This window comes from Thalassospira xiamenensis M-5 = DSM 17429, assembly GCF_000300235.2.
In the GTDB taxonomy this organism is placed as follows: Bacteria; Pseudomonadota; Alphaproteobacteria; order Rhodospirillales; family Thalassospiraceae; genus Thalassospira; species Thalassospira xiamenensis.
Genome location: NZ_CP004388.1, coordinates 149,075 through 160,000, shown reverse-complemented (window position 1 = coordinate 160,000; position 10,926 = coordinate 149,075). Strand labels below are relative to the sequence as shown.

The following is a 10,926-nucleotide window of genomic DNA, read 5'->3' as shown; positions in this document are numbered from 1 at the left end:
TGCGGCCAATGTGCCGCTGGTCTGTTATACCGTCAATGATCCGGCCCGTGCCAAAGAGTTGTTTGGCTGGGGGGTAACATCGGTCATTACCGATGATCCCGCAAAGATGATTGCCGCAATCCCGCGTCATCCCAACCCGCAGGGCCGGAACAAATAAGCCGACAGGCAAGATAATAATCACGCGCTACGCGCCACCCACCCGCCATTGCACCGCCACCGCAATGACTGCCGCGCGTCAATAATAACGAGGAAACGAAGACTATGACGATCACACCACCCGGCGCCCCACCGGGTATGCCCCCCAATCATCCGGCAGGGTTGCCACCGAATGTTCCGCCGGTTCCCCTATACCCGCATAATCGCGTTCGGCGTCATTTAAGCGAACTGTTCCGTTTGGCGCTGCCGGTTGTGATTGCGCGGCTTGGCATGCTGATCATGTCGGTTGTCGATACGATCATTGTTGGCAATTACGATAGCGCCAGTCTGGCCTATCTGAACATTGCCCACGCGCCTTTTACATCATTGATGGTAACCGGCATCGGGCTTCTGACCGGGGTGATGATTCTGACATCACATTCGGTCGGACGAAACAATCTGCGCGAAGCCGGGCAGACATGGCGGGCCTGCATGCCCTATGCCATTCTGGTTGGCATTACTTTCATGATTCTTACCTGGAAGTCCGACTGGTTGTTCATGGCAACCGGTCAGCCTGATGACATTACCCTTCATGCCAGCCAACTTGCGATGATCCTGTCGATCGGAATGCCCGCCGCAATGATTTATATTGTGTGCAGCTTTTTCCTTGAAGGCCTTCAACGACCCTTGCCCGGCATGATGCTGATGATCGGTGCCAACTTCCTTAATCTGGTGCTGGATTATGGACTGGTTTACGGCGCATTCGGCTTTCCCGAAATGGGAGCCGAAGGGGCGGCATGGACATCGACCGTCATCCGCTGGGTCATGGCGATCAGTCTGCTGGGATATATCCTTTTGATGCGCAGCCATTCCGATTACGGCATTCGCGACGGCTTTTCAGGCTGGTGGCATCATTCACGCGATGCCCGCCATATGGGATATGCCGCGGGCGCCAGCCAAGGCATGGAAACCAGTGCCTTTGCCGCCATGCAGCTTTTCGCAGGTCGGCTCGGCGTTGTTGCCGCGGCAAGTTACGGTATTACCATGACGATGCTGGCATTGATGTTCATGGTGGCCCTTGGTTTGGCATCGGCGACGTCGGTTCGGGTCGGCATAGCCTATGGCAGGCGCGACCGGCCCGATATGGCATTGGCCGGATGGATCGGACTTTTGACGACCATGATTGTGATGCTGCTTCTGAGCACGCCGCTTTACTTCTTTCCGGGGCTGGTGGCGCATCTGTTTAGTCAGGATGCCACAGTTATTGCCATGACTGCCGGTGTTTTGATCCTGATGCCGATCATTTTCCCGACTGATGGCGGGCAGAACGCCGCCATCAGCGCATTGCGCGGTGCCGGAGATAAATGGGTCCCGACAATCCTGCATCTGGTGTCATATATATGTGTGATGATCCCGACAGGTTACTATCTGACCTTTGTGGTCGGGCTTGGTGTTGCCGGACTGTTCTGGGGTATTGTGATCGCAAGCCTTGTCGCGGTTAGCGGCCTTGCCATCCGGTTTGCGATTGTATCGGGCCGCCCGATCAAAGCATATCAGCAATAGGCAAGCGCCTTATCGCCAAAAGAAAGGTCCGCCGGATACCCTCAGCGGACCTTTTATTTTGAGTGCTTCACTCAATGCAAAGCTAGGCGCGCACCGCATCGAGTTTAAGACGCGGCATCAGCAGATCGCAAAATGGCAGCACCAGTGTATCGAGTGCCGAAGCCGCCCGTGCGGCATCAATACGGATGATGTGCTGCTCTATATCGCGCTGGGTCGCAAATTCACCCAAGGGCGAGAGTTCCGGCAGGGCTTCGACAAGGGCTGCGTAAAATACGACCTGATCTTTACGCGCAGTCCCCGCAGCAAGATTACCGAGATGGTTATAAAGCGCCATCGCAAGGAACCAGCGGCAATAGGGCATCAAGCCTTGCAGAATTTCGGCACGTTGTTGGGGCTGAACATATTGCTGCAAATCGGGATCAAGCCAGACGGCATTTTGCACCCCGGCAATGAACGCATTGCGAAGAGCCGGATTGGCATCATTGAAAAACACCGCTGTTAGCCAGCCAGAAAGATCGTCAAGCGCGGCACGCCGCGTTTCCGGATCTGCTTTGCGATCAAAATCAAGGGCGGGCATCGGGGGCTGAGCCGACATTGCAAGAGTGGCCACCGCCGGATCGATCAGAGCATTGGCAAGCCATGCCTGATGCCAGATTTGCATCGGTCTGAAATAGGGTTCCTTTTCCGCGCCGCCAGCTTCGATCCAGCTTTCAAGCAGGTGCGCCCGCCCAAGCGACATGCCGATACGAAGCGCGTCTTCAAATCCCATACCATCGCGCAAAAACGGATCGCCCAGCATATCTTCAAGCAATGGCAATGCGGCAAACACATGATCGGACCGCAGGCCCGCCCCTATTGGCTGATAATAACCGGCGGCATCCCGATGGCCGATCAAGCTGCGCGCGTGTTTGCCAAATGCCCCCCAGAAGGTCAGACGCACCGGTTCGGCGCGCTTGCGCCAAAGCGGACGGGTCACATGCCAGCTTTCGGTTTCGATCAGAGCCATCGCCATGGCCCCCCCCAGCCGGGCAAGGGGTTTGGCAATAGCGGCATCAAGTTCATCGGCAGAACCGACATGGCCAACAGAAAGCCGCCAACCCGGTTGTTCATGCGGATGGCGATCCAGCCACAAATGGGCAAATCCGTTTGACCCGGCCCGCTCAGCGGCAGCTGCAACCAGATCAAAGAACATGGCAATCGGTGCTGGTAATTCAGGCACATCATGATCGCCAAGCGGATCCCCGACCTTCCAGGTCCGGATCATCACATCCTCTGCATCCGGGCGATCCCGGAAAAATGGTGGCAGGAAACCTGCATACTGATCGGTTGCGGATGTATCAGTCATGGATAGCCTCGCAATCTGGGCGGCGATAGTGGCGCAATGGTTGCTGTCGTGCTGATACCCAAGGAAACCAGACCGGTCAATCGCCGCCGCAATTTAATCAGGCGCGCGTCAGACCGGCATGACCAAGACTGGCTTCGCGATACACCGAAGGAGGCATCCCCACCAGACGACGGAAATCACGGCTGAAATGCGCATTGTCGGTAAAACCGCACCAAAATCCGATTTCACCAACCATCAGGCTGGTGCCAGCCAGAAGGCGGCACGCCTCGCGTACCCGCATCAGACGCAGGAGATCGGAAAAACGGCTGTTGGCCTGTTGCAAGCGACGCTGCAAAGTTCGGCCAGATGTATCTAGCGCATTGGCAACATCTTCAATCGTCCAGCTGCGCCCGATATCATGTTCAAGCACAGCGCAAAGCTTTTGCACGACCGGTCGACTGTTCCCGACGGTCGGCGCCGTTCCGGGCATATTCGCCATAAAGGGATAGCCCGATGAAATCGCGACATAGCTTTGCCAACTGATGCGAAAACGTAAAGCGCGCCCGGCAAAATCGAGTTTCTTGATCAGTTTTCCATTTCGGATCACCGGAATGGAAGGACCATGGCTGGGCAGGATTGCGCTGCTGACATTTTCGACACCGACCGCTTCGAGCAGACCAACCATGAAACCATGCATTAAAAGGTTTTCGACCCGTGCGGGCGGCTGGCCACGGACAGCACCACGATGCAGGGTCAATGATTTGCCGGCGGCCTGATAATCGGTGCGACTGCGGGCATGGGAATAACCTTCAAGCCGATGCCAGCGATCCGCGATCAATTCGGGCGTTGCCCCCTGGCGCAACATGGTCAAAACCGGTTGCTGTTCCTTAAGCGCCAGATGACGCCCCAGCCGCACCAATACCGAAGGCCCGTTAGCTTCTTCAAGAGCAAGCAGAATGCTGCGCAGGCGAGCACTGGTGATGACCGTGCCTTCCGGCACAAGATCATATCCCTTTGGCAACCACGCCAACTGCCGGATCAGGGCGATATGCAAACCAAACGAAACGAATTCCTGCATTACCAATCACATTTTTGAACCGCCACTTGGCGCGATCATACAAACATATGAGATGGCTGTCAGCTTATCGTAGAAAATGTCACGAAGCTGTTACATTGATCATTTGGTGTTTCGCGCAGTTACCGTAGATATCATTGCGCCGAAGGCACCGAATGTGCCAGTCTGGCAAGGTCCCGACCCAACGGAAAGCCTATATCGTGATTAAAGTTCTGTTTGTCTGTACCGGCAATATATGCCGTTCTCCCACCGCCGATGGCATTTTCAAGACCATGGTCGGCAAAGCAGGGATGGATGATGCCATCAAAGTCGATAGCTGCGGCCTTTCGGGATATCACGCCGGTGAACAGGCTGATCCGCGATCACGCGAAATGGCCGCCAGTCGCGGTTATGACCTGTCCCTGATCCGATCTCGTAAAATCACTTCAAGTGATTACAGCGAGTTTGATTACATCCTTGCAATGGATGACGGACATCTGGCCGATATGCAAAACCAATGTCCCACCCAGTATCGCGATAAGCTGGAACTGTTTTTGGATTACCACCCGAACCGTAAAGGACAAAGCGTTCCTGATCCCTATTATGGTGGAGCAAACGGCTTCAAATCGGTTTTTGATATGATTGAGGAAACGTCAGGTGCCTTGCTAACTCACATCAGGGAAAAGCATGGAATTTGAGCGATGGCATCGCCGGTGATTACACAACGGATTAAAGACATTGCCGGAAGCGAGGTTGCGGCCTATCACCAGCTTTCGGGAGGGTGCGTTTCCGATGTGAAGCGGGCCGATCTTCGCGATGGTCGTAAACTCGTCATCAAGCAGGGCGGTGAGGCAAATCTGGAAATTGAAGGCCGGATGCTTGACTATCTGGGCACTCATTCCCCCATTCCATTTCCGGCCGTGTTACATGCCGAGCCCGGGTTGCTGATCATGCATTTCATAGAAAATGATGGTCACATGAATGGTCAGGTTCAAAGTGACCTTGCCGTTCTATTGGCCAGTCAACATCAGGTTACACAAGGCCGGTTTGGGTTGTCCTTTGACACGCTTATTGGCGGCCTTGATCAGCCCAATCCCCTTACGGTCGACTGGATCACCTTCTTTCGCGATCACCGTCTGCTTTACATGGCCCAGCAGGCAGCAAATTGCGGACGACTGCCAGGGCATTTTTTATCACGGATCGAAACCCTGTCGGCCAAACTTGGTGGTCTTTTGCCATCAGACTGCAAACCATCCTTGCTGCATGGCGATCTGTGGGGTGGCAACATTCTGTGCCAACAGGGAAAGATCGCCGGATTGGTTGATCCGGCAGTTTATTTTGGTGATCGGGAGATCGAGCTTTCCTTCGGCACATTGTTTGGTGACCTTACACCTGCATTCTTTGATCGGTATTCGGAAATTTTCCCGATCCTGCCGGGCTTCTTTGAAGAACGCCGTGAACTTTACAACCTTTACCCGCTTCTGGTGCATGTTCGTCTTTTCGGTGGGTCTTATGTCGGTTCCGTGGATCGCATTCTCGCCCGTTTTGGGGTATGACGGATAAAATCAGCAGCCATGCAGGATCGGCTTTTACCTAACTGTTTCCAAGTGGCAGCGACAATGCTGGTCAGTTTAACGATGCATTCCGCAACGTGCTGCAAACCTGCAAATCCTGCCATCAGCAGTTTCGTGCCGACTGAACATAACCGTGCATATGACAAAGGCCACCCCGAAAGGCGGCCTCTATTCATTATATTCGAAATAAACCCTATCGACCGATCATCGCGAAAAACTCGCGCCGGGTGATCGGATCATCGCGAAACGCCCCAAGCATCCGGCTGGTCACCATCGACACCCCGGTCTTGTGAATGCCGCGTGTGCTCATGCATTGATGGTTGGCGTCAATCACGACGGCAACACCCAGCGGATCAAGTTCTTCCTGAATGGTATTGGCGACCTGTGCGGTCATTTTTTCCTGAATCTGCAGGCGCTTTGCGTAAACTTCGACGACACGGGCCAGCTTGGAAATGCCAACGACCCGGCGGCGCGGCAGATAGGCGACATGCGCAACACCGATAATCGGCACCATGTGATGTTCACAATAGGACTCAACACGGATATCACGCAGCACGACCATCTCGTCATAGCCGTCGGTTTCCTCGAAGGTGCGACGTAAAATTTCTGCCGGATCCTGCTGGTAACCTGCGAAAAATTCACCGTAAGACCTCACAACACGGTCTGGCGTTCCACGCAGTCCTTCACGATCAGGATCATCTCCTGCCCAACGAAGCAGGGTACGAACGGCTTCTTCTGCTTCTTCTTGCGATGGGCGTTTAACGGCGCTGGTTTCGCTGCACATTTGGCTTCCTCTTTATAATTCTGTCCTGTGGGTCATGTGCTCCCGACCCTGATCTTGGTTCGTTTAATTAAGTGTGCGCTTGCTATGCGGACTGTCGAGCGAAAATGCCGGGATTTCAATATCAAACCGGTTTCCATCCATGTCAGTCATTTCATATGTCCCAACCATGAAACCGCTTGGCGTCGCCAATGGCGCGCCGCTTGTGTAATTGAAACTTTCGCCACTTGCCAGAACCGGCTGCTCGCCGACCACACCTGATCCCCGGACTTCCTGGGTTGATCCCCGGGAATCGGTAATACGCCAGTAACGGTTCAAAAGTTGTACTGTTTTCGGGCCATGATTTTCGATGACAACCCGATAGGCCCAGACATAACGATGGGTGTCCGGGTCTGACTGTTCGTCAAGGAACACAGGTTGCACGGATACTTTTATGTCTCGGGTCACGGATGAATACATGCAAAACTCCAGGCCAATTCTTATTGCGTTCCTTCTGCCAAGGGCGTTGCGCTTTTTTGCTTTACCTAGGTCATATTTAGACAGTCAATGCCCCAAGTGCCAGATGTCTGCCACCAATTTGCCATCCCGATCACGTATTTTAGCGGCTAAGCAAAAGGCGGCCCGCGCAGATACGGACCGCCTGACATAGGCATATCGCCGAACCTGCTTACTGTTATACGCGCAACGCGGCAGACAGATCTTCTTTCAGATCATCAATATCTTCGAGACCGACAGACAATCGCAGCATGCCCTCGGTAATGCCCATAGTGATCTTGTCTTCAGCCGGAACACGTTGGTGGGTCGTGGTCCACGGATGGGTCGCAAGGCTTTTGGCATCACCAAGATTGTTCGAAATATCAATAAGCTGAAGATTATCGAGCAACGAAAAAGCAGCCGACTTTCCACCGGCAAGCTCGATCGCGATCAATCCCCCACCACGCCCCGACATCTGTTTCATCGCCAGTTCATATTGCGGATGGCTTTCGAGCCCTGGATAGATAACGCGCGATACCTGCGGCTGTTCCGAAAGGAACCCGGCAAGTGCTGTTGCATTGCGAATATGCTGATCAACACGCAGACCAAGCGTTTCGAGACCTTTAAGCAGAACCCATGCGTTGAACGGGCTCATACTGGGACCGGTGTGACGCAGGAACGTTGTCAGGTGGTTATCGTGCCATTCCTTGTCATTGAAAAGGATCGCGCCACCAAGACAGCGTCCCTGACCATCGATATGCTTGGTCGCGGAATAGACAACAATGTCAGCGCCCAATTCCATCGGCTTTTGCAGGATCGGTGTCGCAAAAACGTTATCAACAACAACCTTGGCACCGGCCTTATGCGCCAGATCGGCAACAAATGCGATATCGATGACTTCCAATGTCGGGTTGGACGGCGTTTCAAGGAAAACGGCATCAGCCGGTTTCGACAATGCCTTTTCCCACGCAGCATGGTCTGTGCCGTCCACCAGTTCGGTTTCAACCCCGAACCGGGGCAAAAGGGTCGTCAGGATAAACTCGCACGAACCGAAAAGTGCCCGCGAACCAACAACACGGCCGCCTGCCTTTGTGCACGCGATCAGGGCATTCCAAACCGCAGACATGCCAGATGCGGTTGCACGGCAATATGCGGCACCTTCGAGCAGCGCCAGACGTTCTTCGAACATCCCCACCGTCGGGTTGGCAAAACGCGAATACACAAAGCGTTCCGGGCCGGTACCATCAAAAGATGCTTCAGCCTCGGCAGCACTGTCATAGACATAGCCGGAATTCATAAAAATGGCTTCGGAGGTTTCATTAAACCCGCTACGCGCCGTGCCGCCGCGAACTGCACGGGTAGCCGCACGCCATTTATCAGAAGCCTTTTTTTCGGTTGTCATCGTCTTGCTCCTATATGCCCGGTCATATTGGGATGACCCGGACACAAAAAAACCCTGACCGGCACGATGGGTCAGGGCCGAAGCCACGATTACCCTCTTTAGCGATTTTTTACGTGGTCGCAAGCCGGTCGACAAATCCCACGAAGAAACCCGACGATACGACTTGGTTTCCCCGACGTCAAGCATCACGCACCCGACAATCATACCTGTCCGTCTTTGAATCCATATGGGAGTTTCCTGGTGGCCTCACGCAATGGTGAAAGCAGTTCATAAGCATCTCGTGCTTTTTCGCTCTATTGTTCGGCCAAGACATGCAATCCTTTAAAAGCCGCTTCCCTCAGAGAGGCGGTTAAGACAGTAAAATCAATGACCAAGACACATTCAATGACGTCAGAGCACACGACCAAAGATCATTTCAAGTCCGGGCAAGCCACCAGCGTCAGAACGCCACTTTGGCGCAAATTTCTGCCGGTCTCGATCCTGTTTGCCGGATTGGTGCTCGCGTGGCTATTTGGTGCGGTGGATTATTTATCGTTCGAAACCCTGCGCGAAAATCGCGATATTTTGCAGAATTTTGTCGCAGATAATCCGGTTCTGAGCGTTGCTACCTTTATGGCGGGCTACGCCATTGCCGTTGCCCTGTCGCTTCCGGTGGGGTCGATACTGACCATTGTTGGCGGGTTTCTGTTCGGAGCGTGGCTGGGCACGGGTTATGTCGTGATTGCCGCGACCATTGGCGCAACAGTCGTTTATCTTGCCGCGCGCTATGCCTTTTATGACCTCATGCGTGCCAAGGCCGGAAGTGCAATCCGTAAAATGGAAGCTGGCTTTGCCGAAAACGCATTCAGCTACCTTATGGTCCTGCGGCTTGTACCGTTATTTCCGTTCTGGCTGGTTAATCTGGTCCCGGCTCTGCTGGGGGTAAAATTTCGGTCATTTGTTGTGGGTACGGCGGTTGGAATTATCCCGGGCACCTTTGTGTATGTTTCAATCGGGGATGGTTTGGGTGCACTGTTTGATCAGGGCAAGACTCCCGATCTTGGCATTATTTTTGAACCCCGCATTCTAACCCCGATCATCGGCCTGGCTGTGCTGGCAATGATCCCGGTGGCCTATAAAAAATTCCGTAACCGCGATAGCGGGGCAAACACCCGATGAGCGACATAATCAAAACAGACATCTGTATCATTGGCGCCGGATCAGGCGGGCTTTCGGTTGCTGCCGGCGCGGTCCAGATGGGTGCCGATGTTGTCCTGATAGAAAAGGGCAAGATGGGCGGCGACTGCCTGAATACCGGTTGCGTTCCGTCCAAGGCATTGCTGGCTGCGGCACACGCGGCCGAGAATGCCCGGACAGCATTTCAATTTGGTATCGACACCGGCCCGTTGGCAATCGACTTTGCGCGCGCCATGGATCATGTCCATTCTGTCATCGCTGGTATTGCACCGCATGACTCGGTTGAAAGATTTGAAAAACTCGGCTGTCGGGTTATCGAGGCCAAAGCACATTTTACCGGCCCGAACGAGGTCATCGCCGACGGCAAACGCATTCACGCCAAACGGTTTGTGATTGCGACCGGGTCACGTGCAGCCGTTCCACCAATCGACGGGATTGACGCCGTCCCGTATTTTACCAACGAAACCATCTTTGAAAACCGGATTTGCCCTGATCACCTGATCATCATTGGCGGTGGCCCCATCGGCCTTGAAATGGCACAGGCACACCAGCAGCTTGGCGCAAAAGTCACCGTAATCGAAATGGCAACGATCCTGCCAAAGGACGATCCCGATCTTGTGGCTGTGGTTCGCGATATGATCGAGTCTTCTGGCATAAGCCTGTATGAAAAGGTCAAAACCAAGCGGGTGGAGACACATGGCGATCAGATACGCGTTATCATCGAGCATGACGGTGCAGATATCACCATCGAAGGCAGCCACCTTCTGATTGCGACAGGACGAAAACCGACTATCGATGATCTTGGCCTCGACGCGGCCGGGGTGACATACAGCGCGCGCGGGATCAACGTCGACAAACGATTACGCACCAGCAATTCCAAAATCTTTGCCATTGGCGATGTCACAGGTGGTCTGCAATTTACCCATATGGCGGGTTACGATGCTGGCATTGTGATTCGTAACGCCTTGTTCCGCCTGCCAGCCAAAGTCGATCACAAAGCGGTTCCATGGGTGACTTATACCAATCCGGAATTGGCACAGGTCGGTTTAAGCGAAACCGCCGCACGCGAAAAATTTGGCGATGCAATCAGGGTCGTTACCTGGCAATACGCGGAAAATGATCGCGCACGGGCCGAAGCCCGAACCAAAGGCTTTATCAAAATCGTGACCACAACACGCGGTAAAATCCTTGGTGCCGGTATTGTTGGTCACCAAGCCGGGGAACTTATCGGCCTCTGGTCGCTGGCCATATCCCAGAAAATGAAAATCGGGGCGATTGCCGGAATGATCGCGCCTTATCCGACTCTTGGCGAATTGTCCAAACGCGTTGCCGGGGCGTGGTACACACCCAGCCTGTTTAGCGAAAAGACTCGCAAGCTCGTCCGCTTCCTGCTGAAATTCGGCTAGGACGGTCAAAGTGGGGACAAGCTTCTGAAACACTGTA

General features: G+C 54.0%; 11 protein-coding genes and 1 riboswitch (1 of these 12 running past the window's edge). Of the genes, 6 read left to right on the top strand and 5 right to left on the bottom strand.

Going from position 1 to position 10,926, the window contains the following annotated elements:
* Together TH3_RS00745 and TH3_RS00740 are read left to right on the top strand one after the other, a co-directional pair.
* A protein-coding gene (locus tag TH3_RS00745; protein ID WP_007091876.1) for a glycerophosphodiester phosphodiesterase family protein crosses the window boundary here: on the top strand, positions 1-157 show its 3' end. 599 nt of this gene lie to the left of the window's left edge; only the last 157 of its 756 coding nucleotides appear in the window; its start codon lies off the left edge, out of view; it ends in the stop codon at positions 155-157.
* Between the two features lie 104 nt (positions 158-261).
* Positions 262-1,698, top strand: a complete 1,437-nt coding sequence (locus TH3_RS00740; RefSeq protein WP_007091875.1) for an MATE family efflux transporter — start codon at positions 262-264, stop codon at positions 1,696-1,698.
* An 82-nt stretch (positions 1,699-1,780) separates the two neighbouring features.
* On the opposite strand, the gene TH3_RS00735 is transcribed toward TH3_RS00740, so the two are convergent.
* Together TH3_RS00735 and TH3_RS00730 are read right to left on the bottom strand one after the other, a co-directional pair.
* On the bottom strand, positions 1,781-3,043 hold the full coding sequence (locus TH3_RS00735) for a hypothetical protein (RefSeq protein ID WP_007091874.1): 1,263 nt from the start codon (positions 3,041-3,043) through the stop codon (positions 1,781-1,783).
* A gap of 97 nt (positions 3,044-3,140) precedes the next feature.
* Positions 3,141-4,100 (bottom strand): AraC family transcriptional regulator, encoded by a 960-nt coding sequence (locus tag TH3_RS00730; protein ID WP_007091873.1) that lies wholly within the window; start codon positions 4,098-4,100, stop codon positions 3,141-3,143.
* A 197-nt stretch (positions 4,101-4,297) separates the two neighbouring features.
* Here TH3_RS00730 and TH3_RS00725 point away from each other — a divergent pair, with 197 nt between their 5' ends.
* On the top strand, positions 4,298-4,774 hold the full coding sequence (locus tag TH3_RS00725; RefSeq protein WP_040060329.1) for a low molecular weight protein-tyrosine-phosphatase: 477 nt from the start codon (positions 4,298-4,300) through the stop codon (positions 4,772-4,774).
* Positions 4,775-4,777: 3 nt separating this feature from the next.
* Positions 4,778-5,632, top strand: a complete 855-nt coding sequence (locus TH3_RS00720; protein ID WP_007091871.1) for a fructosamine kinase family protein — start codon at positions 4,778-4,780, stop codon at positions 5,630-5,632.
* Between the two features lie 211 nt (positions 5,633-5,843).
* Here TH3_RS00720 and folE read toward each other — a convergent pair whose 3' ends face one another.
* The 3 genes from folE to metZ form a co-directional block, all read right to left on the bottom strand.
* On the bottom strand, positions 5,844-6,434 hold the full coding sequence (gene folE / locus TH3_RS00715) for a GTP cyclohydrolase I FolE (protein ID WP_007091870.1): 591 nt from the start codon (positions 6,432-6,434) through the stop codon (positions 5,844-5,846).
* Between the two features lie 63 nt (positions 6,435-6,497).
* The gene (apaG, locus tag TH3_RS00710) at positions 6,498-6,890 is read right to left on the bottom strand and encodes a Co2+/Mg2+ efflux protein ApaG (RefSeq protein ID WP_007091869.1); all 393 of its coding nucleotides are present in this window, start codon (positions 6,888-6,890) and stop codon (positions 6,498-6,500) included.
* A 214-nt stretch (positions 6,891-7,104) separates the two neighbouring features.
* Complete coding sequence (gene metZ, locus TH3_RS00705) at positions 7,105-8,307, bottom strand: O-succinylhomoserine sulfhydrylase (protein WP_007091868.1); 1,203 nt, start codon at positions 8,305-8,307, stop codon at positions 7,105-7,107.
* 77 nt (positions 8,308-8,384) lie between these two features.
* A riboswitch (SAM riboswitch) is annotated at positions 8,385-8,459 on the bottom strand.
* 214 nt (positions 8,460-8,673) lie between these two features.
* Here metZ and TH3_RS00700 point away from each other — a divergent pair.
* Together TH3_RS00700 and TH3_RS00695 are read left to right on the top strand one after the other, a co-directional pair.
* Positions 8,674-9,465, top strand: coding sequence for a TVP38/TMEM64 family protein (locus tag TH3_RS00700; RefSeq protein ID WP_007091867.1), 792 nt, complete (start codon positions 8,674-8,676; stop codon positions 9,463-9,465).
* Positions 9,462-10,889, top strand: a complete 1,428-nt coding sequence (locus TH3_RS00695; RefSeq protein ID WP_007091866.1) for a dihydrolipoyl dehydrogenase family protein — start codon at positions 9,462-9,464, stop codon at positions 10,887-10,889. Before TH3_RS00700 ends, TH3_RS00695 begins: the two co-directional genes overlap by 4 nt.
* Positions 10,890-10,926 lie beyond the last annotated feature (37 nt).